The organism is Streptomyces sp. NPDC050287, from assembly GCF_044459385.1.
In the GTDB taxonomy this organism is placed as follows: domain Bacteria; phylum Actinomycetota; class Actinomycetes; order Streptomycetales; family Streptomycetaceae; genus Streptomyces.
Map to the genome: position 1 here is coordinate 226,832 of NZ_JBITIY010000012.1, position 26,961 is coordinate 253,792.

Annotated in this window: 16 protein-coding genes and 2 pseudogenes; 11 read left to right on the forward strand and 7 right to left on the reverse strand. The window is 70.2% G+C overall.

Annotation, left to right across the window (positions count from 1 at the left end; all coding sequences use genetic code 11):
* Positions 1–133: 133 nt before the first annotated feature.
* Positions 134–988, reverse strand: a complete 855-nt coding sequence (locus tag ACIBK3_RS35100) for a DMT family transporter (protein ID WP_399371652.1) — start codon at positions 986–988, stop codon at positions 134–136.
* 513 nt (positions 989–1,501) lie between these two features.
* Between ACIBK3_RS35100 and ACIBK3_RS35105 the strand changes: the two genes are divergently transcribed.
* From ACIBK3_RS35105 to ACIBK3_RS35115, 3 genes are all read left to right on the forward strand, one after another.
* Positions 1,502–4,249 (forward strand): GH92 family glycosyl hydrolase, encoded by a 2,748-nt coding sequence (locus ACIBK3_RS35105; protein ID WP_399371653.1) that lies wholly within the window; start codon positions 1,502–1,504, stop codon positions 4,247–4,249.
* A 275-nt stretch (positions 4,250–4,524) separates the two neighbouring features.
* The gene (locus tag ACIBK3_RS35110) at positions 4,525–7,143 is read left to right on the forward strand and encodes a right-handed parallel beta-helix repeat-containing protein (protein ID WP_399371654.1); all 2,619 of its coding nucleotides are present in this window, start codon (positions 4,525–4,527) and stop codon (positions 7,141–7,143) included.
* 156 nt (positions 7,144–7,299) lie between these two features.
* The gene (locus tag ACIBK3_RS35115; RefSeq protein ID WP_399371655.1) at positions 7,300–7,944 is read left to right on the forward strand and encodes a hypothetical protein; all 645 of its coding nucleotides are present in this window, start codon (positions 7,300–7,302) and stop codon (positions 7,942–7,944) included.
* Here ACIBK3_RS35115 and ACIBK3_RS35120 read toward each other — a convergent pair.
* On the reverse strand, positions 7,904–9,358 hold the full coding sequence (locus tag ACIBK3_RS35120) for an APC family permease (protein WP_399371657.1): 1,455 nt from the start codon (positions 9,356–9,358) through the stop codon (positions 7,904–7,906). The genes ACIBK3_RS35115 and ACIBK3_RS35120 overlap by 41 nt on opposite strands.
* 227 nt (positions 9,359–9,585) lie before the next feature.
* On the opposite strand from ACIBK3_RS35120, the gene ACIBK3_RS35125 reads away from it, so the two are divergent.
* On the forward strand, positions 9,586–10,767 hold the full coding sequence (locus ACIBK3_RS35125; RefSeq protein WP_399371658.1) for an ROK family protein: 1,182 nt from the start codon (positions 9,586–9,588) through the stop codon (positions 10,765–10,767).
* Between the two features lie 131 nt (positions 10,768–10,898).
* Entirely contained in the window at positions 10,899–13,619 is a 2,721-nt protein-coding gene (locus ACIBK3_RS35130) for a glycosyl hydrolase 2 galactose-binding domain-containing protein (protein ID WP_399371659.1), read from the forward strand.
* An 82-nt stretch (positions 13,620–13,701) separates the two neighbouring features.
* Here the strand turns inward: ACIBK3_RS35130 and ACIBK3_RS35135 are convergent, their stop codons facing one another.
* From ACIBK3_RS35135 to ACIBK3_RS35145, 3 genes and pseudogenes are all read right to left on the reverse strand, one after another.
* Complete coding sequence (locus ACIBK3_RS35135; RefSeq protein ID WP_399371660.1) at positions 13,702–14,682, reverse strand: hypothetical protein; 981 nt, start codon at positions 14,680–14,682, stop codon at positions 13,702–13,704.
* Positions 14,679–16,202 (reverse strand): M48 family metalloprotease, encoded by a 1,524-nt coding sequence (locus ACIBK3_RS35140; protein WP_399371662.1) that lies wholly within the window; start codon positions 16,200–16,202, stop codon positions 14,679–14,681. The genes ACIBK3_RS35135 and ACIBK3_RS35140 overlap by 4 nt, the downstream gene beginning before the upstream one ends.
* 248 nt (positions 16,203–16,450) lie before the next feature.
* Positions 16,451–16,843: pseudogene (locus ACIBK3_RS35145) on the reverse strand (FCD domain-containing protein); the annotation flags it as partial.
* Between the two features lie 3 nt (positions 16,844–16,846).
* Here ACIBK3_RS35145 and ACIBK3_RS35150 point away from each other — a divergent pair.
* Positions 16,847–17,242, forward strand: coding sequence for a GNAT family N-acetyltransferase (locus tag ACIBK3_RS35150; protein ID WP_399371663.1), 396 nt, complete (start codon positions 16,847–16,849; stop codon positions 17,240–17,242).
* 193 nt (positions 17,243–17,435) lie between these two features.
* Positions 17,436–17,549: pseudogene (locus tag ACIBK3_RS35155) on the forward strand (PPOX class F420-dependent oxidoreductase); the annotation flags it as partial.
* Between the two features lie 65 nt (positions 17,550–17,614).
* On the opposite strand, the gene ACIBK3_RS35160 reads toward ACIBK3_RS35155, so the two are convergent.
* The gene (locus tag ACIBK3_RS35160) at positions 17,615–20,386 is read right to left on the reverse strand and encodes a hypothetical protein (protein ID WP_399371664.1); all 2,772 of its coding nucleotides are present in this window, start codon (positions 20,384–20,386) and stop codon (positions 17,615–17,617) included.
* Positions 20,387–20,718: 332 nt separating this feature from the next.
* On the opposite strand from ACIBK3_RS35160, the gene ACIBK3_RS35165 reads away from it, so the two are divergent.
* On the forward strand, positions 20,719–21,504 hold the full coding sequence (locus ACIBK3_RS35165; protein WP_399371665.1) for a GNAT family N-acetyltransferase: 786 nt from the start codon (positions 20,719–20,721) through the stop codon (positions 21,502–21,504).
* Positions 21,505–21,628: 124 nt separating this feature from the next.
* On the opposite strand, the gene ACIBK3_RS35170 is transcribed toward ACIBK3_RS35165, so the two are convergent.
* Positions 21,629–23,239 carry a trypsin-like serine protease gene (locus tag ACIBK3_RS35170; protein WP_399371666.1) on the reverse strand — a complete coding sequence of 537 codons (1,611 nt, stop codon included), beginning with the start codon at positions 23,237–23,239 and terminating at the stop codon, positions 21,629–21,631.
* Between the two features lie 648 nt (positions 23,240–23,887).
* On the opposite strand from ACIBK3_RS35170, the gene ACIBK3_RS35175 reads away from it, so the two are divergent.
* The 3 genes from ACIBK3_RS35175 to ACIBK3_RS35185 all read left to right on the forward strand — a co-directional run bounded on the left by ACIBK3_RS35175 (position 23,888) and on the right by ACIBK3_RS35185 (position 26,762).
* Positions 23,888–24,778, forward strand: coding sequence for an endonuclease/exonuclease/phosphatase family protein (locus ACIBK3_RS35175; protein WP_399371697.1), 891 nt, complete (start codon positions 23,888–23,890; stop codon positions 24,776–24,778).
* A 78-nt stretch (positions 24,779–24,856) separates the two neighbouring features.
* The gene (cseB, locus tag ACIBK3_RS35180) at positions 24,857–25,543 is read left to right on the forward strand and encodes a two-component system response regulator CseB (RefSeq protein ID WP_399371667.1); all 687 of its coding nucleotides are present in this window, start codon (positions 24,857–24,859) and stop codon (positions 25,541–25,543) included.
* Between the two features lies 1 nt (position 25,544).
* Positions 25,545–26,762, forward strand: a complete 1,218-nt coding sequence (locus ACIBK3_RS35185) for a sensor histidine kinase (protein WP_399371668.1) — start codon at positions 25,545–25,547, stop codon at positions 26,760–26,762.
* Positions 26,763–26,961: the final 199 nt, after the last annotated feature.

Sequence of the window (26,961 nt, forward strand, 5' to 3'; positions counted from 1 at the left end):
TCCCCGTCGTCATTCTCCCTGCGTGTCGGTGAGGCGAGGGAGCGAGACCACTCTGGTTCTGGCCAATTGGTCCGTCATCCGGCCGGCGGAGGGCTTGCTCACGCCACCTCTCTGTCCGCGGCGCAGGCGTGGTCTACGGCGCGGCGGTCTCCGTCCTGACCAGGGCGAGTACTCCCGCGATGACGATCCCGATCCCGAGCGTCAGCGGCAGCAGCCACCAGCCGGTTCGCACGCGCTCCTCGTACACCAGGACGCCGAGGAGGAAGCTCATGGTGGCGTCGCCGAGAGTGAGCGCGGGCTGCGAAGCGATCAGGGGGCCGCTCTGCAGAGCGTGTTCCAGGAGCAGCATGGCGCAGACGCCGCTCGCGCCGAAGGCGTAGGTCTGCCAGGAGGTGAGGAACCCGCCGAGGCCGGCCTCGCCGAGGATGTGCACGGCCGTCTTCATGAGGCCGGCCGTGAGAGCGAAGCAGATCGCGGTGGCCGTGCCGAGACAGGCAGCGCGGAATCTCCCCGGGGATCGCCTCATCGCCGTGGCGGCCAGGGCGACGACGGCCCCCGCCGAGGCAGCCAGTACCGGAAGCCAGCGGTCGATGGACACCTGCGTACGGTTGCCGGTGGGCGCGGCGGACAACAGTGCCAGCCCCAGTCCCGCGACGACGACCAACAGCTTCAGCAGCAGCGCGCCGGACGGCCGGCGGTGTTGCAGGACCGGAGCGAGCAGCAGGGCCAGAGGCAGTTCCATGATGAACAGCGGCTGCACGAGGGAGAGCGGTCCGGTCGCCAGGGCGACCGCCTGGAACAGACCGGCCACGATCACCGTCGACACCCCGGCCACCCATACAGGCCGTCGCAGGAGATCGAGGATCAGACTAGGGCGGAAGCCCTGGGACTGTGGCACGCTCTGCGCGGCCCTGCGCTGCAGTACGGTGGCGAGCGCGTTGCTGAGTGCGGCCAGAAGCGCGAACAAAGTCGGAAATGCCATCCCCATCCCCATATTCTTCGCGGAACCTCACTGCGCCGGCCACGCGACACGGTTCGCCGGGCCAGAGGCAGGAGCGCGGCGGCTCGGGTCGTGTCTCCCGGCGGCCGGGCGATGTACGGTCCGCTCCCGGCGACCGGAGCCGGTGGGACTGGTCAGGCGACAGCTCCTGCGAGGACAGTTCCCTACGCCGACTGGTATGACGGACCAACTGCATCGCCTGGCCGGGGAACTGACGATCCGGGGGCGGTGTCGACGTCCGTGCCGGCGGTTACGGTCCGCAGCGTGACATCGACTTCTGACCCGGCCCCCTTCATGGCGCAGCGTCAACTTCTGCGTCATACCGCCCCATTCGGCCAGTCCCGCGCGGACGTGGTGGCCCTCTCGCCTCTTTCGTCTCGCTTCAACCGCGGGCAAGATGTGTATCGATGGAATGGCAACGTTGTCATGTCCCTCCGTACACACTTCCTTTGGAGCCCCATGCACGGCAGAACGGGCCATACCCGGTCCAGAGCGCAGGCCTTGTTGTCGCATCGGATACGACCGCAGCCGACGCCGCCGACTCGGATCGTCCTCATACTCATCGCCCTGCTGACCGCACTCATCCCGCCGCTCGGCAGCGCGAACCTCGCGGCCGCAGCCCAGGCCGACACCTCTGTCCGGTCGAACGTGGACGAGGTCAACCCGTTCATCGGGACGACCGGCACCAGTAGTACCGAGTACGGGGGCATGATCCCCAGTACCGCACCGCCCTTCGGGATGACGCGGTGGTCGCCGATGACGCGCGAGAACTACGTCAGCCGACTGCCGTACCGCCTCGGCGACCCGAAGATCACGGGCTTCATCGGCACCCATCAGCCGGCGATCTGGATGGGCGACTCCGGCTACGTGGTCGGAATGCCCGGGGTCGGCGCCGTCAAGACCACTGAGGCGGACCGCGGACTGCCGTACAGCCACAGCGATGAGACGGCCTCGCCCGAGCGGTACACCGTGAACATGCACCCCGCTGCCGGACAGACGCTCCGCGCCGAGCTCACAGCGACCTCAAGGGTCGGCGTTCAGCGACTGACATACCCTCAGGACACGGCCGCGAACTACGTGGTGCAGGCGACACGCTCCGGCATCACCGGTGGCGTGCACATCGATCCCGCTCGGCGGGAGATCAGTGGCTACAACCCCGACCGCCAGGACAGCAACCTCGGGCCCTTCAAGGCGTCCGGCTTCAAGGGCTACTTCGTGGCGCGCTTCGACACCTCCTTCGCCGGCTACGGCACCGCGACCGGCGCCACCCAGTACGACCGGCAGAGCGACCGCACGGATCAGAACGTCTCGGCCTACGTGCGGTTCCCGGCCGGCACTGTGAGCGTCACCGTACGGATCGCGACCTCGTTCATCTCGGTCGACCAGGCGCGGGCCAGCCTCGACAAGGAGGTACCCGACCGGCAGACCTTCGACGCCACGGTGGCCAGGACCAGGGCCGCCTGGGCCGACAAGCTGGACCGGGTCGACATCGACGGCGCCACGCACGACCAACTGGCCATCTTCTACACCGCGATGTACCACGCCCTGCAGTACCCCTCTGAGATGTCCGAGTACGGCCGCTACTACAGCGCGTACGACGACAAGGTGCACAAGGGGGTCAGCTACACCGGGTACTCGCTGTGGGACACCTTCCGGGCGCAGAACGCCTTCCTCACCCTCTTCGCGCCGGAGCGCGTCAACGGCATGGTGACCTCCATGCTGCAGGACTACCAGCAGGGCGGCTGGCTGCCGTTGTGGAAGAACCTCACCGAGACCAACATCATGGAGGGCACGAACGCCGACTCGGTGATCGCCGAGGACATCGCCAAGGGCTTCCACGGCTTCGATCTGAACCTCGCCTACCAGGCCGTCCGCAAGGACGCGATGACACCTCCGGACGACGACACCACGCTCTGGTACGGCGACCGTCAGGAAGGCACCCCTGTCGAGGCCCGGGCGGGTCTGACGACCTACCTGAAGAACGGCTGGGTCGCGGCGGACCGCACAGCCGAAGCGGGCGCGCGCACGCTGGACTTCGCCTACGAGGACTGGGCCGTCGCGCAGGTCGCCAGAGCAGCGGGCAAGACCTCCGACACCGCGTACTTCCTCAAGCGCAGCAAGAACTACCGGAACCAGTACAACGCCGCGACCGGTTTCATGCAGGCCCGCAACCTCGACGGCACCTGGGCCGACGGCGCCTGGACCGAGGGTGACCAGTGGGTCTACACGAACGACGTCCTCCACGACGTCCCCGGCCTGATCGCCCTCAAGGGAGGAGACTCCGCCTTCGCCTCCTGGCTCGACACCTACTTCGCCGGGGGACACAACAACCAGACCAACGAGCCCAGCCACCACATCCCCTACCTGTACGACTACGCCGGCCGACCGTGGCGGACCCAGCAACTGGTACGGCAGATCGCCGACACCAACTACCACAACACCCCCGACGGACTCACCGGCAACGAGGATGCCGGCCAGATGTCGGCCTGGTACCTGTTCTCCGCCATGGGCTTCTACCCGGTGAACCCGGCCTCGGGTCAATACACCGTGGGCAGTCCCTTCTTCGACAAGGTCACCCTCAACCTCCCTGGGGCACAGCGCCCGATCGTCATCTCGGCCCCGCACGCGGCGTCCCGTCCGTACGTGCAGGCACTCAGACTGAACGGCAAGAGCATCACCAAGCCCTTCCTCAGCCAGGCAGACCTGACGGGCGGCGGCCGCCTCGACTTCACCATGAACGCCGCACCGCAGGCCTGGAGCGCGTCGACGACACCGCCGCCGGCGGCCCAGAACCTCGCCCGGTCCAAGCCGGTCGAGATGGTCAACGGAACCCCGGCGATCGACTGGGGCAAGCCCGCCGGGAACGGCGTTGACGGCGATCCCTCCACCCAGGCGCAGTCGACCAGCGGCGCGCCGTGGAGCCTACGGGTGGACCTGGGCGCCGCCACCACCGTGGGCCGCGTGGTGGTCAATCCGGACTGGGAGAACTACCCCGCGACCTACGACGTCAAGGTCTCCGAGGACGGCACCACCTGGACCACGGTGGCCGGCGAAACCGCCGGTGGCGGCACAGCCACCTGCTCTGCCTACGGCGTCACGACGTGCGGTCAACTGCGCACGTACACCTTCGCGCCGACGAAGGCCCGCTATGTGCTGCTGAGCGTCAACAGCTGGGCGTCCGCCAAGACGGGCGCGCCGGCCGACGGGTACGGCTGGGCACTCGGAGAGTTCGAGGTCTACGCCGGCTGACACACACCCCTCCGACACCGTCGGCCTGCCTGTTCGGCGCGGAATGCTTGATTCTGCCGAACGGGCAGGTCGAGTGTCGCGGTGCACACTCTCGACCTCGCCGTTTCGGCGTACAACACCGGGGCGCCCTTCGCTTCAACTGAAGTGACCCGATGAATTGTCGAGATGCATCCACCCAAGGCCCGTAATTCCGCCGTGCGCATTGACCTGAGATCCAAGTGGTCCTACCTTTCCCTGGGTTGAGTTCGGTGATCCCACGGGAAGGGTCCATGCCCATGCACCGCAGAGCCGCCCTCGTCACCCTCGTATCCGCCGTCCTGACCCTCGGCCCACCGGGGCTCGCCGCTCACGCGCTCGGCACTGCGGGCCCCGTCGCCTCCGCGGACGTCTACGTGACACCCGCAGGCGACGACCACGCCGACGGCAGCGCCCGGCACCCCGTCCGCACGCTGGACCGGGCCCGGGACCTGGTGCGGACCCGGGCCGCCGGCCTGCGCGCCGACCTGACGGTCCATCTGGCGCCGGGCACCTATCGCCGGACCGGCCCGCTCGTGCTGGACGCCCGTGACTCGGGGGCGAACGGGCACCGGGTGATCTGGCAGGGCGCCGGCGACACGGTCATCAGCGGCGGGCTCCGGGTGGCCGGATGGCACCGGGCCCCGGGACACAAGGGCCTGTGGGCCGCTCCCGCTCCCCGGGGACTCACCGACACACGGCAGTTGTACGTCGACGGAGTGCGCGCCCAGCGGGCCCGCGGGGCCGTGCCGGTCACGCTGACCCAGACCGCGACCGGCTACACCGCCTCCTCCGACGCGCTCGCCCACTGGAAGCACCCCGAGGACGCCGAGTTCGTCTACACCAGCGGCGAAGCCCTGTGGAACATCGAGCGCAACGGGCTCGGCCAGTGGACCGAGCCGCGCTGCCCGATCGCCTCCGCCGACGGCACCACCGTCACCATGGCGCAGCCCTGCTGGGACAACTCCAACAAGCGGGTCGAGTTCCCTGACATCCCCGGCCGCACGGTCAGCATGGTCGGCCCCGGCCGCCTCACCAACGGCGGCAAGCCGTCGTACGTCGAGAACGCCTACGAACTCCTCGACCAGCCCGGCGAGTGGTACCTCGACAAGAGCGACCACACGGTCTACTACCTTCCCCGCAAGGGCGAGGACCTCGGCCGCGCCGACGTCGAGGCAGCCGCGGCCGAGAAACTGCTTGAGGGACGCGGCACCGCGGACGCCCCCGTCCACGACATCGCCTTCCGCGGCATCCGTTTCAGCTACGCGACCTGGCTGACTCCGTCCCGGCCGGAGGGCTTCTCCGAGATCCAGGCCGGCTACACGATCACCGGCGACCGCGGCTGGGCCACACAGGGGCTGTGCCAGTACGTCCAGGGCGGAACCTGCCCGTTCGCCTCCTGGACCAAGATGCCGGGCAACGTCTCCTTCGTCCATGACCAGCGCGTGGAGTTCGCCGACGACGTCTTCGCCCATCTCGGCGCCTCCGGACTGGAACTGGGCGCGGGCAGCGCGGACTCCTCGGTCAGCGGGAGCGTCTTCACCGACGTGTCCGGCAACGGGCTGGAGATCGGCGGAGTGGACGGACAGACCCCGGCGTCGGGCGTGCGGGTGACGGACAATCACCTGTACGGGCTGCCCCGCGAATACCACGGTGGTGTGGGCATCCTCAACGGCTACACCCAGCACACCACGATCGCCCACAACCAGATCGACCACGTCGCCTACTCGGCGATCTCGATGGGCTGGGGCGGCTGGCCCGACAAGATCGGCGACCCCGCGACCCCGAATCCCAGCCACGACAACGTCGTACGCGACAACCTGGTCTTCGACTACATGCAACTGCTCGACGACGGCGGCGGCGTCTACACCCAGGGCCTGACCGGCACCTCCCTGACCGACGGTGAGAAGGTCACCGGCAACGTCATCCATGACCAGTGGGGCCTGGGCAAGAGCGTCTACACCGACAACGGCTGCACCTACGAGACCGTCGAGGGCAATGTCCTCTACCGCGCCTCCTACGCCAACGTCGCCTCCCGGCACACCGACTACCGCGACGGCCTCGGCAACAACGACCCCACCCTGATCAAAAACAACTGGTGGGAGGAAGGCACGGCCGACGGGGACAACAAGGGCCTGGTGACCAGCGGCAACAAGATCATGACCGGATTGTCCGACGTACCGCCGGACGTCCTCGCGAACGCCGGACTCGAACCCGCCTACCGGCACCTGCTGACCCTACGCGTCGGCGGTGTCTCCGTGCCCGAGGCGCCGGCCCGGGTCGGCACCAGCACGGCGGGCGCCGACGCGCTGTACGTGACCTTCAACCCCACCTTCGCGGACGGTGGTTCGCCGGTGACCGGTTACACGGCACGGGCGTACGACCCCGCGGGCCGTCAGGTCGCCCAACAGTCCGTCGCCGCCGCCGAGTTCAAGCGCACCGCCCTGCTGCGCATCGGAGGACTACCGTTGGACGGCGGCCCCTTCACGGTGACCGTCACCGCGAGCAGCGACCGGGGCACCAGCGCTCCCTCGCTCGCTTCGGCACCGCTGAGCCCGACGGCCGCGAGCGCGCTGCCCGCCGCACCGACGAGCCCGAAGCTGCGCGCCGCGGCCACGGCCGCCACCCTCGCCTGGACCCCGCCGACCGGTACGGGCGACGCGAAGATCGTCGGTTACCGGGTGACCGTCTCCGACGGACGCGACCCGATCGCGGTGACCGGCCGGGACGTCCTGGTCACCCAGCCCTCCGCCAAGGGCATGTTCCGGGTGATCGGCGGACTGAAGCCCGGCACGGCCTACACCGTGACGGTCGCCGCGGTCACGGCGGCGGGCACCGGCCCCGCGGCCACGGTCAGCGGGACCACGACCGCCGGGTAGCCCACCGAAGCCGTCCAGGACCTCGCAGCCCGACGCCGGCCGCCTCCGCCGACGGTCGAGGACACCCTCGAAAGCTGAGGCTCCTGCCAGAACTGACCGATCCCGCATCCGAACCCCGCACGTACACCCCCACGGATGGGTGTTGGTGTGCGTCTCGTGAGAGACACATCAGCCCGGAGAACCCGGGCGGCGGTGGCCGAGCCGGCGCAGGTCCGCCGAACGGGTGCCGGCGGGCTGGAGGTCGGCACACGGGCGCGGGCGCGGCGTGGCGGTGCGGCGAGCGTGCGCTGCGCGGCGGCCGACCGGGCCGGGGTGGGGGAGAGGCCGGCGCGGCCGAGGAGGTCGAGGGCGGTCGCGGACGGACTGCGGGTCCACGACCTCCTGGCCGAGCCGGTGCGTGCGCCCGCCGCCCGCGCCTGGGGTGACGCCTGGACCCGGCATGTCTCCAGGAGCGACCCGGCGCGCCTGGCGGTCGCCGAGCCCTTCGCCCACCTTGTGCACACCGCCCGCTACCACGTGCGCGAGCCGCTCGCCCACCTCCTGCCCGCCGTCCGCCGCCAGGAGTTCCTGGACGGTGTCGAGCCGTCGGAGCGCCCGTGCCACGAGGGCGATCCGATGACGGTGATCCGCAGGGCGGTGCGCTGTGCCAAGCAGCCGAGCCCGTACTTCTCGCGGTCATCAGGTGTGCACAGGGGGATGGCCGGCCCGGACCCCAGGCGGGCCGGCCATCCCGGCGGGCGCCCGCACGCCCGCCCCTCTCTCACGCCTGTGCGGGCTCCGCGTCCGGGACCGGCGCGGTGAGGTATTCCTCCGTGATCTCCTTCGGTCCGAACGGCCAGACCTTCTCGAAGCGCGCCCACAGCACGTACGCCACGATGCCGAGGGCCAGCCAGGCCAGCGACCATTCGATGGGATGACGGCCGGGCGAGTTCTTGTCGGCATAGCCGTAGATCACCAGCCAGCCGACCAGGGCGAGCAGGCTGGGCAGAGGGTACAGCCACATCTTGTACGGACGGCGCAGGTTCGGCTGCCGCCTGCGCAGGACCGTCACCGCGGCGATCTGGGCGAGCGCCTGGACGAGGACCATCACCGTGGTGAGGAGCTGGATCAGCGTCGCCAGGTCGGTGTGGCGGCCGATGAGGAAACCGATCGCCGTCACCACCCCCATGGTGGCCAGGCCCAGCATGGGGAAGCGGTGCCTGGGGTGCAGCTTGGCGTACGGGCGGAAGAAGACCCGCTCGCGGGCCGCGTCGTACGGTACCCGGGAGCCGCCCAGAAGGCCGGTGAAGACGGAGGCGAAGGCGGTGATCAGGATGAGGACGGTGACGGTGTCGGCCGCGCCCTTGCCCCAGGTCTCCTCCAGGACCGCCGAGGCGACGGAGGTGGAGGCGATGTCGCCAGCGTCCGTCATGCGGTGCCAGTCGATGACGCCGAGCGTGCCGATCTGCAGCAGCAGGTAGATGGCCATGATGCCGAGGATGGAGAAGATGATGGAGCGGGGCAGCGTACGGCCCGGGTCCTTGATCTCGGCGCCCATGTACGCGGTCGTGTTGTAGCCGAGGTAGTCGTAGATGCCGATCGTCAGACCCGCGGCGAAGCCCAGCCAGAAGTGGTTGCTGGTGAGGTCGAAGGCGTGCGCCGGGTAGGTGAAGGCCAGGTCCGCGCTGAAGTCGGTGGCCGCGGCCACGATCACCAGCAGGACCGAGGTGATCATGACGGCCCACATCACGGCCGTGATCCGGGCGATGTGCTCGATACCCCGCCACAGCAGGACGATCACCACCAGGATCATGGCGAGGCCGACCAGGTCGCCGGTCGTCCTGCTCATGTGCGGTGCCAGATAGCCGAGGTACTGCACGAAGCCGACCACGCCGGTGGACATGATCAGCGGGATGAAGAGCATCGCCGTCCAGACGAACAGGAACGGCATCAGCCGTCCGGTGCGGTACTGGAAGGCCTGGCGCAGATACACGTAGCTGCCGCCGGAGCCGGGCATCGCCGCGCCCAGTTCGGCCCAGACCAGGCCGTCGGCGAGGGCCAGCAGCGCGCCGGCGAGGAAGCCGATCACCGCCTGCGGGCCGCCGAACGCGGCGACCATCAGCGGGATCGTCACGAACGGCCCGATGCCGCACATCTGGCTCATGTTGATGGCCGTCGCCTGGAACAGGCCGACACGGCGGACGAAGCCACCCTCGGGTGGCGGGCTACCGGACATGGGTCCTCCTGAAGCGGGACGCGGGGAGAGGTACGACGTGCCGACCGACGCCACTCGGCGGCCGACGGATCAAGGGCGGCGGGTATCCGGCCGACGCTGGGCTCCCCTTGGCTCGCCCGGCGAGGCTGAGAGCCCGTTCTCAGGCACGGACTCTCGCTTGGGCGATAAAGTTAAGGAGCCTTACTAGATGCGTCAAGAGGGTGTCCCACATGCGTGAGAATGGTGCGATGCCCGCCAGTGACGTCGCCGAGCAGCCGGATCAGCCGTGGAACCGTCAGCGGTTGCGCAGCACCAACGAGCGCCTGCTCCTTGACCGGCTGCGTTCCGCCGGCGCCGCTTCACGCGCGCAACTCGCCAGGGAGACAGGTCTGTCGAAGCCGACCGTCTCCAGCGCGCTGGCGGCCCTGGCGGAGGCGGGCCTGGTGCACGAGGTCGGCACGCACGCGCCGGAACGCGGCCGGGTCGCTGTCCTCTACGCCCCGGACCCGTCCGCCGGGTACGCGCTCGGCATCGACATCGGGCGCGGCTGGCTGCGCGTGGCGGTCGCCAACCTGGACGGCGAGCTGGTGGCCCGCGCGGACGTGCGCAACCGGGCCCGCTCCTCCGGCGCCCTGGCCGATCTCGTGGTCACCACGGCCCGGCAGGTGGTCGCGAACTCCGGTGTCGCCCATGACGAGGTGGCCCACGCCGTGGTGGGCACGCCGGGCGTGTACGACGCGGAGCGGCGGCGGGTGCGCTTCGCGATGCATCTGCCGGGCTGGGGGCGGGCCGGGCTGGTCGACCGGATGCGTGAGGAGCTGGGGGTACCGCTGGAGGTGCACAATGACGCCAATCTGGCGGCGCTCGGCGAGTACACGTACGGCGTCGGCGCGGGCAGCAGGCTCTTCACGTACATCATGATCGGTACGGGGCTCGGCATGGGCGTGGTCAGTGAGGGCCGGTTGTTCACCGGGGCGCACGGCGGTGCCGGGGAGATCGGGTTCCTGCCGTGGCCCGGGCAGCAGCGGGTCCGGACGCTGGAGGACGCCGTCTCGGGGGTGGCGGTCGTGGAGTCGGCGCGGCGGTTCGGCATGACCGGTCAGCTCACCGCGAAGGCGGTCTTCGACGCGGCCCGGCAAGGAAATCCCGCCGCGGTCAAGGCGGTCGAGCTGGAGAGCGAGCGGATCGCGCACACGGTCGCGGCCGCCGCGGCCGTGCTCGACCCGGACCTCGTGGTCCTGGGCGGTGGCGTGGGGCACAGCGTGGATCTGCTGCTGCGCCCCGTACGGGAGAACCTGCGTGCGCTCACCCCCTTGCGGCCGAAGATCGTGCCCAGTCGGCTGGGCGAGGACGCGGTGCTGCTCGGCGCGGTGGCCACGGCCCTGGGGACCGCGCGGGACGTGGTGTTCGAGCGCCGATCGGTGTCCTGACCAACTCGCACACTGGCAACGGCGATTGACACGTCTCGCCCGGGCCCCTAACTTGAGGCGGCGCAGTTAGTAAAGTTTCCTAACTTGCAGTGCCGTAGCGCGGATGCTCCCCACCTCCTTAGGAGACAGACGTGTTCCACCGCCCTGCCGCCAGACGCCGCCTCGCCACGGCAGCCGTCGCCCTGGGCCTGCTCGGTACGCTCTCCACGAGCGCGTGGGCCGGCGCCCGCGACGCGTCACCGCCCCTTCACCGCACGCGGACCACCGCTGTCCCCTCCCGCGCCGGAAGCGCCACCGCGCTGTCCGGCTACGCCATCCAGTCGACCGCGAAGGTCACCGACTCCGCGGCGGCCGTCTCCTCTCCCGGCTATCCGGCGAGCGGCTGGTATCCGGCCGGCTCCCGCTCCACGGTGCTCGCGGCACTGCTGGCGGACGGGAAGTACGCCGACCCGTTCTACTCGACCAACCAGCAGCAGATCCCCAAGGCCGACTTCCAGGTTCCCTGGTGGTACCGCTCGGACTTCACGGTGGCCGACACCTCCGAGCGTACGTATCTGGACTTCAGCGGGGTCATCTCGGCGGCCGACGTCTACGTCAACGGGCAGCAGGTCGCCAAGGCCGCCGACGTGGCGGGCGCGTACACCCACCACGAGCTGGACGTCACCTCGCTGGTGCGCGCGGGCACCAACACGGTGGCCTTCCGTATCCAGCCCAACAACCCCGGCAAGAACCTCACCATGGGCTGGATCGACTGGCTGCAGCCGCCGCCCGACGAGAACATGGGGATCGTCCGCGATGTTCTGGTGCGGCGCGGCGGGCCGGTCGCCCTGCGCGACGCGCACGTCGTCACCGGACTCGATGTGCCGTCCCTGTCCACCGCGGACCTGACGGTCAAGGCCCGGGCCCGCAACGACTCGGACTCGCCCGTCACCGCCACCGTCTCGGGCAGCATCGGCGCGATCTCGTTCAGCAAGTCCGTCTCCCTGGCCGCCCACGCGACCAAGACGGTCACCTTCGCTCCGGCCGAGGTCCCCGGACTGCACCTGACCTTGCCGAAGGTGTGGTGGCCCGCCGGCATGGGCGGACAGCCTCTGTACGCCCTCGACCTCACCGCTTCAGTCACCGGCACCGTCTCGGACACGGCGCACGAGAACTTCGGCATCCGCGACGTGAAGGCCCCCCTCAACTCCGACGGCGCCCGGCAGTACAGCGTCAACGGACGCAAGCTGCTCATCAAAGGCGGCGGCTGGTCGCCCGACGAGTTCCTGCGCTGGGACAGGACATACGTCGAGGACCGCCTGAAGTACGCGCTCGACCTCGGCCTCAACACCATCCGCCTCGAAGGTCACATCGAGCCGGACGAGTTCTTCGACCTCGCGGACCGGTACGGCATCCTCACGCTGCCCGGCTGGGAGTGCTGCGACAAGTGGGAGGGGAACGTCAACGGCGGCGAGCCGGGCGACAAGTGGACCGCCGAGGACTACCCGGTCGCGGGGGCGTCGATGGCCGCCGAAGCCGCCCGGCTGCGCGACCACCCCAGCGTCATCTCCTTCCTCATCGGCAGCGACTTCGCTCCCGACGCGACGATCGAGAAGACCTACCTCGACGCGCTGAAGGCCGCCGACTGGCCCACCCCGGTGGTCGCGGCCGCCTCCGACAACTCCTCACCGGCCAGCGGACGTTCAGGCATGAAGATGTCCGGCCCCTACGACTGGATCCCGCCGAACTACTGGTACGCCAAGCGCGAGGGCGGCGCCACCGGCTTCAACTCCGAGACCAGCGCCGGCCCCGACATCCCCACGCTCGACACACTGCGCCGCATGATGAGCCCGGCGGAACTCGACACCCTGTGGAAGAACCCGAGCGCCAAGCAGTACCACCGTTCACCGTCGTCGACCTTCAGCACCCTGAAGCTCTACGACGACGCGCTGACCGGACGGTACGGCGCGCCCGGCAGCCTCACCGACTACGTACGCAAGGCGCAGCTGGCCCAGTACGAGAACGTCCGCGCCCAGTTCGAGGCGTACGGTCGCAACGCCACCGACTCCTCGAAACCCTCGACCGGGGTCGTCTACTGGATGTTCAACAGCGGCTGGACCTCCCTCCACTGGCAGCTGATGGACCGTTACCTCGACCAGGGCGGCGCCTACTTCGGGGCGAAGAAGGCGAACGAGCCGCTGCACGTCCAGTACTCGTACGACAACCGGTCGGTCGTCGTGGTCAACAACCGGCACGCCTCCGCCTCCGGCCTCACCGCCCGGGCCACGCTCTTCAGCACCGACGGCACGCAGAAGTACGACAAGACCGTCACCGGAGTGACGGTGGGCGGCGACGGTGCGCGCGGCACCGCGCTCACGCTGCCCTCGTCGGTGAGCGGTCTGCCGACGACGTACCTCGCGCGCCTGGTCCTGAGCGACTCCACGGGCAAGGAGGTGAGCCGCAACGTCTACTGGCTCTCCACCAAGCCCGACACGCTCGACTGGGACAACACCGACTGGTACTACACGCCCACGACGAGCTACGCGGACCTGAAGGGGCTGAGCGGCATGGCGCAGGCGCCGGTGTCGGCGACGGCGTCGACCACCTCGTCGGGTGACACGTCGACCACGACGGTCACCGTACGCAACACGGACGACGGCAGAACACCGTCGCTGCTGACGGACGTGCACCTGGTGGACGCGGCGGGCAAGCCGGTGCTGCCGGTGCGGTGGTCCGACAACGAGGTCAGTCTCTGGCCCGGCGAGTCGGTCACCCTGACCGCCACCTACCGGACGGCCGATCTGCACGGCTCCCAGCCGCGGGCGCGGGTCTCCGGGTGGAACACGCCGGAGCGCACGGTTCCCGCGGCCTGATCCGACGGCGGTGGGCCCGGCCCACCCCCGCCACCTCGCCAGAGACCCGAGCCGTTGCGTGCTCCGGCCGTGAGCCAAGCTCTTACGGCTGCGGGGCGGACAGCGCCCAGGAGGCGGTGAACAGCGTCCCCGCGCTCAGGGCGAAGCTCACTGCTGCGACGACGCTGCCGTTGGTGATGAGGAAGCCCGCGACAAGCCCGAAGACGGCGCCCACCGCGAAGGCTTGTGCACCCGGCCGCCACCAGGGCCACGCCGGTGGGGTCGTGGTGTCGACCGGCGTGAAGAAATCGCGTGGGTCAGCCCGGACAGCGTCCTGGTCGTCGAGGAGTGCGTGGAGCGGTGGGTGATGGAGCAGGCGCCGCAGCGGTACCAGGCGGGTGCCGCCCGGCAGTTGCGTCACCAGCGGGCCGCGTGAACGCGCTGAACCGTGCACCGTCACCGCGATCGGACCGGACCAGTCCTCGACAGCGGGGTGCCACATCACCCGCTGCCATGCCACCGGCCTGTCGGGCTGGTCCGGCTCCGCCAAGGCCAGCCAGGTGGTGTCGGACAGCCACGTCGCAGTGCCGGTCCGTTCGCCGCGGCGTACCGATGCCACCATGGGCCGGCCGGTTTTCCGCGCCGTCCGGCGGAACCGCAGACCACGCCAGGCCCACGCGGCGCAGAAGCCGACTGCCACCGTTCCGGCCAGGCCGATCGGGACGAGCAGGTCGTCCTCGGCCGCTGTCTCGTCCGGGTCGGCCGGGAAGCCCCGCGGATCCGGCTTGTGGGGGTCGTAGGCGACGGGGAAGCGGCGGCCCTTGGTGTAGCGGTCGTTGTCGTAGACGCCGAAGCGTTGCACGTGCTCGTGGCCGGTCTGGTCGGTCCACCGCACCCGGATGTCGTCCTCGTCGCCGATGCCGTCCTCGACGACCACGCCGTTGGATCTGGCCGTGGCCCGGTCGCGGGCGCTGTCGTACTGGTAGGCGTGCCAGCCCAGCCAGGCGGCGAGCAACGCGCATCCCATCAGGGTGCTGGTCACGCCCAGCAGGCCGACGCGCAGGGCGGGCCCCGGGCGTCTCATGCCGGGACCTCTTCCGTGCCGGCCGCCTCCAGCAGAAAGCGCACGGGTGCCGGGTCGCCCATGTCCACGGCGGTGACAAGGAGATCGTAGAGGTCGACGTTCGTGCCGCCCGGCGTGGTGAGCACGGTCCTCATCCAGCGGCTGGCATAGGTCCATCCCGCCTCGCGCAGAACGGGGACCAGTGCCGCGCCGGTTGCACCGGCCAGCACGTCGCGCGTGGCGGTGGGGCGCTCGACGGGGGGCAGCCGGCGCAGTTGGGGTTCGATGCGGCGGGCCAGGCGCGGCCAGCTGCCGTCCGCGACCGCATCGAGCGCGGCGGACACCGCCCGCAAGGGTGCCTGGGTGCGCGTCGCGGCGAGCAGAGCCTCGGGACCACCGTCCTCGGAGGGGGCGTGGAGTTGCTCGGCGTCGAGGCCGAGGATGTGCACTGGCCGCGGGTCGTCGTACCGGTCCTTGCCGCGGCGTCGGGCACGCCGGTCGTCCTCACTGGTCCTGGCCTGTGTGCCGCGTGGTTCGGGGAGCGAATCCACTCCTGCGAGCTGCTGGACGCACCATTGCGCGATCAGCGCGGCACCGCGCAGCCTGATGGGATCAGAGCCGTGTGAGGTGCAGCCGTCGGCCTGGGGCAGCGCGGCGATGCGCTGGGCGACGGGTGGGTGGTTGGCAGTGTGGTACGGGTCGAGGACGTCGTACTCGGCCGCGGCGCCGGCCGAGCGGCGCCGTACGAGCGGGTCCTGCAGTGCGGCGTCGAAGGCGTCGTAGAAGTCCTGCGGATAGGTGTGGTTCACGGCCAAGTCAGTCAGCCACTGCTCACCGAGACCGTCGAACGTCGCGACCAACAGGGCGACCAGCTCCAGAACCTGGCGCGTGGTTTCGGTACCGGCGATGCGGGCGGCGTCGGCGTCGGCCGACCGTTCGGCCTGCCACACCCGCGGTTGAGAGGCCCGCAGCAAGGGAGTGGCCAATGGCGCCAGCGGGCGGAACCGACCCTCCAGCCGCTCGGCGAGCAGGGCCCGGGCGTCGTGCAGCCAGGACGTCCGCCGATCGTGGATGTGCTGTTCATGTGCCAGCTCGTGCCCGATCACAGCCGCCAGTTGCGCCGCGCTCAGGTTCCGCAGCAGGGGCAGGCCCAGCAGCAGGACGTGGCTTCTCACGCCCGCGACCTTCGCTCGTCCGAGCGCGGCATCCGGCCACGGGACAATCCGGACCAACAGCGGCGCGGTGAAGCGAAGCCGCTCGGCCACATCGTTGACCAGGGAAGCCAGTTCCGGTTCGTCGCCGGGGCGGACCGCGCGTCCGGGCACGGAATCGCGGCCGAGCACCGTTCTGGAGACACCGATCAGCACCCACATCACCGGCGCCACCGCCACCTGCCAGATACCGAACGTAACGCCCAGGATGAGCAACACCAGACCGAGACCGATCAGAGGCAGCCAGGCGACCGTGACCATGGCCGTGATGAGCAACCATTCGCGGGCCGCGGACGGCCTGGGCGATGGCAGGGATATGGGACTGTCCATCACGCTCCTGACGCGCTGCGAGCTGTGCGCGGATTGTGCCACAGTCCCCGGCCCAGGACGCCGGATGAGTGATGCCGGTGAGGACGAAGATCCAGGGCCGCAGCAGCGGCAGCGTTTGTCCGCTGATTCGGGCAGCAGTCGGTGGTCTTGAAGCCTGTGGATGCTCAGGGAAGCAGCAGCACAGCTCCACCGAATCGCCGCTCCAGGCGCCGCCCTGTACCAGGGCGGCGAGGCGTATCAGTCTTCGTTCACGGATTCGCGGGGATGCGGTCGGCCAGTGCGTCCGCGGTCTGGGTGAGGTGCTGGACCAGGACCTCGGCTGCGATGTCGGCGTCGCGGGCGAGCGCCGCCTCCTCCAGCCGGCGATGCTCCAGGGCCCCGTCCCTGCCGGGGTTGCGGTGCGCAGACCAGCGGCGGGCCAGCTCGCTCGCCGTCCACATGCGGTCGAACGTCTCCAAGAGGACGGGGTTGCCGCATCCCTCCAGCAGGGTGCGGTGGAAGACCCGGTGGGCTTCGGACCAAGCGCTGCTGTAGTACTCGCCTTCCTCCGGCACGTACGCCTTTGTGCGGTCCAGGCGGTGGTGGGCGGCGCGCACGCGGGCCTCCCAGTCAAGGTCGCCGCGCTCGATGGACATGCGCAGGGCGTGACGATCAAGTACGAATGGCGGGGCGACTTCGACAACGCCTCCCTCAACGCTCTGCACGCCGACGGCTTCGGTCACCCGGTCGCTCAGACCGACTGGCGAGAACGACTTGAGCGCCACAGCCTCGGCTGGGTCTGTGCACGGGAAGACGGCTCTCTGATCGGCTTCGTCAACGTGGTCTGGGACGGCGGAGCTCATGCCTTCATCCTGGACACGGTGGTCGCGCGGCATCGCCGGTCGAGCGGAGTCGGAGCCGCGCTCGTCGCAACTGCGGCCAAAGAAGCCCGTGCCGCGAAGTGCGAGTGGCTTCACGTCGACTTCGAGGAGCACCTGCGTCCCTTCTATCTCAATACCTGTGGCTTCAAGGAGACGGCAGCCGGACTGATCGCCCTGTAGCGCGGTGGGCCAAGTCCGTGGCCTCGCTCGTCGCCGAAACACGTGAGACCCCTCATCCCGGCGGACCGGCTCTGCCGCGGCAGCTCGCGCTGCGACAGGGCTACTGGTGGCGGCCGGACACCGTACCCGTACGTCTCGGTGGGTGACCCACCGTTGGCCGTGCGGGTGGACCGATCGACGCGGCGCCCACCGCCGCTACCGGCAGCTCCCGGCCCGCAAGTACGGCATCCTCGGCCGGCTCACGCTCTTCGGCAGCAGGCCGCGCCGAGGGCTGGACGGGACGGTCGGGATCCGCGTGACCTTGTGAAGTGCGGGGCCCGGACAGACCGGACCCCGCACAAGAGGGTGCGCACGATCCCTCGTACATCGTGCTTACGGCTTGTCGAGCACCGTCCCCGTCAGCACCGGCCTGTCGGGCAGCGGCTCGGCGTTCCGGTCGGTCTGCGCGAGGCGCATCGACTCGGTCGGCTCGGCCACCTGGTCCCGCACGGTCGGCACGACGAAGTCCACACTGGTGCTCCCGGGCGGGATGTTCAGCCACACCCACAGGTTCGCGTCGGACAGCGGCCGCTCGGGGTCGGGCACGTCACCGGACCAGTCCTTGAGCCACTGCGGGTCCACGTCCTTGGTGGACAGCTCGGCGCCCTCGGTGACCGGAAGCACCCGCACCGGCGTCCAGATGTCCACCGCCGTGGGCGCGTCCACGGACAGCCGCCAGGTCAGCGTCTCTGCCTCGGTCACCCGGTCCGCGACCGGCGACAGCGTGATCACCGGCTCAGGGTCGTCGTTCTCGACGGTGAGCCCGCCCCGGTGCTTGCCGACGACGGTGCCCCGGACGGCCTTGACGGCGATGTCGTGCTGCACGTCGTCGCCGTAGACCGTGTCGCCCTTCACCTCGACCGGCACGTCGATCGCGTCGCTGCCGGGCCGTACGGTCACGAGGCGGTTCTCGGCCCGGCCGCTGTCCGGGTCGAGGACGTACACACGGACCTGCCCGTTGCCGTGCCCGGAGATTTCGACCGGGATCCGGTAGGTGCGGGAGCCCGAGTCGCCCTCCTTGACGATCGTGCGGCCCACGTCGACACGCGGCAGTGCGGCCGCCTTCTCCGCCGAAGTGCCGGGTGCCCAGCCCCAGGCATCCATCAGCCAGGCCCTCCCGGACTGCGAACGGGGCGTCAGCCCAAGGGACTTGACATGGCTGAGATCGAGCCCGGCCCGGGCCGCCGCCGTCAGCGGGACGCGCAGCTCCTGAGCCCAGTAGGAGGCGGTGTTCGCGGAGCCCGGGAGCCCGTCCACCTGGACCGAGCCCAGCGTCACCCGACGGTTGGAGGAGTCGGTGACGGACACGTCGAACTTCGTGCCGGTCGTGTTGGGCGGTACGAAGACCCGGAGCGCGAGCTTCTGGGAGTCGCGGAGGGAGAGCGGCTTGGCCGGAGTGATACGCGCGGCCGTGCCCGGCGCGGACCACTTCAGGTCGACCGCGCTGCGGCCGGTCTCTTTTTCCGTCTCCCACGACGCGAAGTGCGGTGACGATCCGAGGCTCTCCGGGTCCAGACAGGCCACCGCCGGGTCGGGGTCGATCGCCGAACACAGCCGTGCGCCGGTCACCTTCGCCCCGCCGTCCGGCAGGAAACCACCGCTGCGGCGGCCGCCGACCGCGTGGGTCAGCACCCGGGCCGGGTCCGCGGACGGGGCCCGCTTACCGGAACCGTCGAGCAGCGGACGCACCCGTTCGTCCCCGGCGAGGAAGAGCCGGGCCGCGGCGGCGATGTACGTGGAGCCCGCCTTGTGCTGCTGGGCGGCGGTCAGCCGGGTCGCGGCACCCGGCGTGCACACCGGGTCCGGTTCCTCCTCCGGGTCGGTCCCGAAGTCGTCCCTGGCCGGTGCGACGGCCTCGCCCGGGGTCCACTCGCTGTTGAAGTAGTTGTGGTTGGCGCCGACGATGTAGACCGCGCTGTGCAGTGCCGTGCCCCGGCTGATCCCGCGTGTCCCGTCGACGAAGTCCTCTCCCTGCAGGTCCGACACGTCGCCGTCGCAGCCCGGCAGCAGCGTCACGGACGGCACGTCGGCGACTGGATTCTGGCCGAAGATCGTCGGTCCGATGAGCACAGTCCCGCGCACCTTCCAGCGCACCGGGCCCCGGTAGCCGTCCTCGGCGGCCGGGGGCGGGTAGAGGCTGTCCATGGAGGCCCGGTTGACGCCCTCGCCGCCGCGCGAGTGGCCGACGAGCAGGACATGGGAGAGGTCCGCCTTCGCCGCCTCGCGTACGACGGCCGGGGCCGAGGAACGATGGGCGGTCCAGTCGGCCCAGCGGGCGAGGTGCTGCCGTACCAGCGAGGAACGCGCCTGCGCGCCGGCGTCCTCGGCCTCCCAGTCCTGGGCGTTGATGCCGTTCGCCGAGATCGACACCGTCACATAGCCCTGGGACGCCAGTAGTTGCTGGTCGCGCAGATAGCCCAGGTGACTCGGGATCGGCTTGTAGCCGTCCGCACAGGGCCAGTCGCCGGTCACCTCGTCCTCGGAGCCCGGCTTGTAGCAGGTGTTGTGGCGGCCGTGCAGGAACAGCGCGAGCGGCCGGCTGCCGGTGGCACCCTTCGGCGCCACCACCTCGGCGGTCATCTCCACCGGGGTGGCGAACCCGGGCAGGCGCACCGGGTCGAGGTCGTATTTCCCGGTGACCGTGCGGTACGAGCCGGGTCTGCCCGGATCAACGCCGTTCGCCGGCGCCCGCGCGGGCATCCGTGCCACGCGCGAGCCGGACCTGTGCGTGTCGTCGGCCGCCGCGTCCAGCCGGCGTCCCGCGGCCGTCACTTGAAGGTCCGTCAGCCGCTCGGGCCGCGTCTCGCCGAGGGCGAGCCGGAAGGTCCGCCCGTCCCTCGCCGGCTTCGGCGCCCCGAGCAGCCGGTCCCCGGTACGGAACTCGACCCGCGCATCCCCCATGGGCACGGCCTTCGGCGCACGCCAGACCAGCTGAGTCGTCCCGTCCTCCCCGTCGATCCGCCACCCCGGCGGAAGGGGGTTGTCGTCCGTCGTGCTCAACAGCCGCGATTCGGGCGGCTGTTCAGCCTGTGCCGGTCCGGGCGAGCCCGCCAGGGCCGCCAGCACCGCCACGGCGGTCACACATGTTTGCCGGGCACGGATCAATGGTCCTCTCCTCAAAGCCCCGTGCGCAGACGTCCCGTCGGTCCCGGGCGCCTCTCGCGTCACCTAGGACGGGGGAGGGGTGTCTGTGGGTTGTCTGTCGAGGAGAGGCCGACAGCGGGCGAGCGATGCGATCAAGCCAGTGCAGCTGACCGCTCGCCGATACGTCGTCGCGCAGCATGCGACGTGTACGCCGACGTACGCGCCCCGCTGATCCGGCAGTCGGGCAGTGAGCCGTCGGCGGCACGGCGGTGGGCGCGGTTGGCCGGACGGACCCCCAACTGCCAGGAACCGCGAGCGCATGGCGGGAGATCGCCGCGGAATACAATCCCGGCATGAAGTCTGCCGAACCGGTCGCTACGTCCATCCATGAACTCCTTCCGCAGATGGCCAACCTCCGGGCTCATTGGCTCGCCTGGGGCAGTTCGAGCGGACTCGACGCCGACCGGACCCTTTACCGCAGCGGCCTCCCGCACAGACTGCTCAACGGCGTCCTGAGGGTGCGCGAGTGCCCTGTGGAAGACGCGGCAGCCGAGGCAGAGGAGCAGTTGAGCGGCTTGCCGTGGCGTTGGTGGACAGGACCGGACAGCGACCCCGGCGTGGCAGACGTGCTGGAGGGACGCGGCTACGCCCGAATCGGCAGCATGCCGATCATGGCCGCCCGGCTCGACAAGGTGCCCGAGTCGCCTCTCCCGGCTGGACTCACCGTCGAGCGTGTCGATACCTCCGAGTGCCTGGCGGACTACGTCGATGCCTACGCGTCGTCCTTCGGCGTAGGCCCCGACCTGCGGGACGCGGTCATCGACGCCGAAGCCGGTCTGCGTACTGACCTCGGTCTCCTCATCCGATTGGTGGGGCGAATCGACGGACGCGCGGTGGCCACCTCGGCGGTGCTCGTCAGCAACGGCGTAGCCGGTCTTTACTGGATCGGCACCGATCCCGCCTACCGCGAGCGAGGCATCGGTGCGGCGCTCACCGCAGCCGCAATGGCGATCGGACGGGAACACGGGATGTCCGTCTGCACGCTGCAGGCCAGTAGCCAGGGGCTGCCTGTCTACAGCCGGCTGGGTTTCGCGCGGGTGAGCGAGGTGGTGCTGTACTCGCCGCCATCGGTCCCATGACGTGGGCGCTCACCCGCATGCGTTGCGCGGACCGTCCAGGACCTGTGTGGTTGTGATCAACCAGTTGGCTTCAGGAGGTCGTTGATCCAGATCACCGCAAACCCAATCATCATGCCTGCCGTGGCTACAGCCGGCGGCGCTGTCGGTTGTGGTCACCGGAGTGGCCGTCGTGGTCGTCAGGGCGGGGCATGGCACCGGTGAGGGTGCAGCCCTGGCGGGAGAGGTCGAGTTTCGATCCCTTGGCCAGGCAGTCCGTGATCATGTAGACCTGCTGGCCGTAACCACGGCCCTGAACGGATGTCACGGCTCCGTCCGGACCCACCTCGCAGGGGTTGTTGTCGGTGCAGTGCTCGCCGGCATCGTTGTGGGTGTTGTGGATCCCCACGACCGCGGTGCCGTCGGGGGCCAGCAGCGCCGAACCGGATGTGCCGTGCCAGGGGGCGCAGTCTTCGCCGGCGGTGTAGCGGATGGAGTCGTCCTGCTGGTAGTCGCCCTCCCGCAGGTGCGTGACCACGGCCTCGGCGGTGCAGCTGAAGCGGCGGCTGGTGTAGGCCATGGTCAGCGGGTCGCCTGCGCGCACGGGAGTGGAGGTGAGGTGGAAGATTTTCGCGCCCTCGGCCCTCAACTGCCCGTAGGTCTTGTCCAGGCGGTAGAGCGCGATGTCGGTGCCGGTCATCGTCGCGTACACCAGCCGTTTCGCACGTGCGGTGGTCTGCGGGTAGCCCTGGCGGTCGGCGACAGGCACCTCACGGTCGGCCGGCTGGTCCAGCAGCGCGGTTCCGGGCGCGGGCCGCTGCCCTTGCACGCAGTGACCGTTGGTCAGCAACAGAGCCGGGTCCTGCGGCCGGGAGGTGGGGGTGCGGACCACTGAGCCCGCACAGCCGCTCAGATCCACCGAGCCTTCCACGTCCGGGATGAGATCGTCGGGGGGCACGTCGGTGCCCGTGATGATGCCGCCCAGCCAGGCGGCGTGCCGGGTGACATCGGTGTACAGCGTCTTGCCGCTTTCGTCGGGGCCACTGACCACACCGGCCACGGCCCACCGGTCGCCGTCGCGGACCAGCGCGGGCCCGCCGGAGTCCATGTTCGACGCGGCGACACTGCCGTCCTCGCTACCGACACACAACTCTCCGCCGGGCGCGGCTGACGGACACGTCGAAATCGGCTGAACCACGGTGTCGGCCTCCCGCAACCGCGTAGGGAAACACGCCGCGTTGTCGGTGTCGTCGCAGGTCATGCCCCAGCCCATGATGCGGACGGGCGTGTTGTCCGGCGGTGTGGTCGAGGCGATCCGCACCGGCTTGGCCCGAACCGGGGTCCGCAGGTGCAGCAACGCGAGGTCGCGGCCCCAGAACCCGCCCTCATCGGCACTGGTCGCCAGCCGGTAATAATGGTCGACCTCGGCGACCTCACCTCCGGACGTGGTGTCCAGTGACCCGACCCGGACCTTCCAGTCACGCGGGACACCCACCCTCGCCCCCGTCGGGTTCCTGCCTGCGCAGTGACTGGCGGTCAGAACCCATTGCGGCGCCAGGACCTCCACCCCACAGCCGTGTCCGTCCGGGCGCGGCGGCGCGGGAAAGGACGGCTGGAACGAGCCCATGAACGAGTAAGCGTGGGTCGACTCGGTGCCACCCACGATGGCCTGCGCCGGTAAGGCGGCCATCAGGGTCGCGGTCACCGCGACCCCCGTCGTCATGACGGCGCCCGCCCTTCGGCTTGTTCCCTTGCGCATGAGCGACTCCCCTTTCGTCCGCCGCCGGGCACCAGCTCCGGCGGGCTTGTACGGAGGAACAGCATCCGGCCGTCCCGTCCGGCCTCGATCCTGGGCCCGGCAGTCTTCCGGCTGGTCTCACCCGCGTATCAGGCGCGTCGCGGCAGCCGCTCAGTTGTGTGTCAGCCCTGGGGCGCGCGCCGTGGAACGGTCGCGGCCGGATGCAGGCATGCGCAACCGATACACACCTCAGCGGCGGCTGATACACGGTCACCGTGCTCCCGATACACGGGAGCCGGACTGTGGGCGGCATCCCACTTCCAACCGTTCGGAGGTTGTCCGATGCTGCCGCACACCCAGGCCGGCCGACGGCTGCGCCATGCGCCGCCGTGGATCGCGCTCACCTCCCTGCCGGCCATCGCGGCCGTCACCATCAGGGTCGGCCGACTCGGGTCCGGCAACGGCTGCAACGCGGCGGCCGACCCGGCCCTCTCCGCCTTCGCCGCAGAGGTGCCGTGGCCGGACGACGGCCGGCCGAGCGTGGAGGCCGAAGGGTTGCGCGGCCTCGGGACGCGGGGCGAGCCGACGCCGGTACCGGTCGCCGGTGAGGCAGGGGCCAGAGTCCGGGGCAAAGGGCTTGCGGCGCCGTGGTCGTGGCGGCGCGGGCGGGTGACGGCGGCGCTCGCGCTGCTGTGCACCACCGTGCTCCTGCTGCACCGCCGGATACCCAACGGTCCCGGCCGGCCCACCGGCCTCGTCGAGAACTTTCTGCCCTGGGCGGGCGCAGCGGTGCTCCCTCTGCTGGTGATTGCCTTGGTCCGGCGGTCGGCGACGGCGTTGGTCTCCGTGTTGCTGCCGGCCGTGACGTGGGTGTCCCTCTTCGGCGGCACACTCGCCGACAAACGCGGCACGGGCGGTGACCTGACCGTGGTCAGCCACAACGTGGGTGACGCCGACCCGGACTCGGCCGGCCGTGGGCTGGCCGCCTCCGGCGCAGATGTGATCGGGCTGGAGGAGCTGACCGACGCGAACGTCCCCGCCTACGAGCGGGTACTGGCCGACGCCTATCCGTACCACCATGTGGCGGGCACCGTCGGGCTGTGGAGCAAACGGCCGTTGCGGGACGTGCGGCCGGTGCCGATCATGGCGTGGACGCGGGCGTTGCGCGCGACGGTCGAGACACCGAAGGGACCTGTCGCGGTCTTCGTGGCCCATTTGCCGTCGGTGCGGGTGCGGCCGGCCGAAGGGTTCACCACAAACTGGCGTGATCACGCGGTGGTGCGGCTTGCTGACGCGGTCCACCGTGCTCCAGAGCGGCGGCGGATCCTCATGGGCGATTTCAACGGGTCCCCGGACGACCGCGGATTGACCCCGGTGACCTCGGTGATGCGGTCGGCGCAGCAGGTGGCGGGCGCGGGGCTCGGATTCACGTGGCCGGCCGCCCTGCCGGTGGTGCGGATCGACCACGTGTTCACACAAGGGGTCGATCCCGTGGCGGCATGGACGCTGCCGCGTACCGGGAGCGATCATCGCCCGGTCGCCGCTTCGGTCAACCTCTGATGGCTTTCTTCCTTCTTACTCGGGTGGTGCCTGGTGTTGTTGAATCGTGCGCGTGTGACAGGTGAGCAGGTGAGGCAGGTGTCCGAGTCCGTGAACGTGCTCCTCGTCGAGGACGACACCGTGATCCGCAGGGCCGTGGGGCTCGTGCTGGAGCGCTACGGCTACACGGTGGCATCCGCGGAGGACGGTCTGGCAGGGCTGGAGCTGTTCCGCGCGGGCGGCCACGACCTGCTGCTCCTGGACGTGATGCTGCCGGGCCTTGACGGGATCGGACTGTGCCGACGGGTGCGGGAGACCAGCTTGGTGCCGATCCTGATGATGTCCGCGCGCGGCGACTCGCTCGACGTGGTCGGGGGACTGGAGGCAGGCGCGGACGACTACGTCGTCAAGCCCGTCGAGTCCCCGGTTCTGGTGGCGCGGATACGCGCGCTGCTTCGCAGGGCCACCTTCACCCGCGCCGAGCCGACCGTCGACGGCCAGCCGGTGCTCACCTTCGGAGACCTCACGCTCGACACGGACGGACTGGAGGCGCGGGTGGCCGGTGAGCCCGTGGTCCTGACGCCGACCGAGCTGCGGCTGTTGCTGGAGTTCGCCGCGCATCCGGGGACGGTGCTGGAGCGGCAGAGGCTGCTGCGCAATGTGTGGGACTACGGCTGGGACGGTGACAGCAGGGTCGTGGACCTGTGCGTGCAGCGGCTGCGAAAGAAGATCGGCGCCGAGCGGATCGAGACGGTCCGCGGCTTCGGCTACAAGCTCGTGCGCTGACATGACACGCCCTTTCGCCTCGCTGCTCTGGAAGATCACCGCTCTGGTGGGCACCGCCTGCTGCGTGGTCGCACTGGTCATCGGGGTCCTCGTGCACAGGGCGACGTACGAGCGCTCGATCGCGGAGGGCGAGACCAGGGCCCTCAGCGAACTCGCCGACGCGTTGCAACGAAAGCCCGGCGCGGCCGACGCCGTCATCACAAGCCCCCACGAACTGCCCCGTACTCTGCGCGAGCAGGTACGCAAGGCCGACGGCAGATCCCAGACCTGGTACGACACACGTGTGGCACATGTGCCCTGGATGTGGGCCGCCCAGGAGTCCGAAGGCCGATGGACGGGCGTCCGCGTCCACATGGACCTCGACTGGCTCAGCCGTAAGGCACTCGACCGGCACATGGCGTACGCGGCGATCGCGGCGCTGGCCGTAGTGCTTCCGCTGTCAGCGCTGGCTGCCGAACTCCTGGTCCGGAGGTTGCGCCGGGTCGCCGCCACAGCGCGCCGCATCACCGAAGGTGAACTGGACGCGCGGACCGGCGGCCCGGGGCGCGGCAGGGACGAGATCGCGGACATCTCGGTGGCCGTCGACCACATGGCGGGCAGCCTGGAGCGGCGGCTGCGCAGCGAGCAGCGGTTCACCGCCGATGTGGCACACGAACTGCGGACCCCGCTGATGGGACTGGTCACCTCGGCGGAACTGCTGCCCCCGAGCGAGGCGACCGATCTGGTGCGGGACCGGGTCCGGGTGCTGCGCACGCTGGTTGAGGAGCTGCTGGAGGTGTCAAAGCTGGACGCGGGCGCGGAACAGGCTGAGCCGGTGACCGTTCCGCTCGGCGAGCTGGTGGAGGATTCGGTACGGCGCACCGGGCTGACGGTGCGGGTGTCGGCGTCGGGTGCCGGGACGGTACGCACCGATCCACGGCGGCTGGACCGGATCCTCGCGAACCTGGTCGGCAACGCCCACCGGCACGGGCGGGCACCGGTCACCGTGGCGGTGGACGGCGCCACCGTCGTCGTACGGGACCACGGCCCGGGCTTCCCGGCGGAGCTGCTCGCCCAAGGGCCGCAACGCTTCCGAACCGGAGCGGTCGAGCGCGGCCAGGGCCACGGCCTCGGGCTGACGATCGCGTTGGGCCAGGCACAAGTCATCCAGGCACGCCTGGAGTTCGCCAATGCGCCCGACGGAGGCGCGACGGCCACACTCCGCCTCCCGCCCGGCTGACCGACGCCCCGCCTCGCGCGAGACGCGAGCCACGGATCATCGCGACGTGATCGGACAGAAGGACAGAAAACCCCGCACGGCTTTGGAGTTCATCTCAACTGCGGGTCAGCACATCACCGCTCAGGCTGATCACGCCAGGTCGGGACAGGCCAGGCCACCATAGATGTGAGGGCCGCCCTCACTGTGACCTGCTCTGGTC

Bases quoted from the DNA above. Each gene is read 5' to 3' on its own strand.
- ACIBK3_RS35100 (WP_399371652.1), bottom strand. From the start codon at position 988: ATGGGGATGGCATTTCCGACTTTGTTCGCGCTTCTGGCCGCACTCAGC.
- ACIBK3_RS35110 (WP_399371654.1), top strand. From the start codon at position 4,525: ATGCACCGCAGAGCCGCCCTCGTCACCCTCGTATCCGCCGTCCTGACC.
- ACIBK3_RS35120 (WP_399371657.1), bottom strand. From the start codon at position 9,358: ATGTCCGGTAGCCCGCCACCCGAGGGTGGCTTCGTCCGCCGTGTCGGC.
- ACIBK3_RS35125 (WP_399371658.1), top strand. From the start codon at position 9,586: ATGCCCGCCAGTGACGTCGCCGAGCAGCCGGATCAGCCGTGGAACCGT.
- ACIBK3_RS35135 (WP_399371660.1), bottom strand. From the start codon at position 14,682: ATGAGACGCCCGGGGCCCGCCCTGCGCGTCGGCCTGCTGGGCGTGACC.
- ACIBK3_RS35140 (WP_399371662.1), bottom strand. From the start codon at position 16,202: ATGGACAGTCCCATATCCCTGCCATCGCCCAGGCCGTCCGCGGCCCGC.
- ACIBK3_RS35165 (WP_399371665.1), top strand. From the start codon at position 20,719: ATGAAGTCTGCCGAACCGGTCGCTACGTCCATCCATGAACTCCTTCCG.
- ACIBK3_RS35170 (WP_399371666.1), bottom strand. From the start codon at position 23,239: ATGCGCAAGGGAACAAGCCGAAGGGCGGGCGCCGTCATGACGACGGGG.
- ACIBK3_RS35185 (WP_399371668.1), top strand. From the start codon at position 25,545: ATGACACGCCCTTTCGCCTCGCTGCTCTGGAAGATCACCGCTCTGGTG.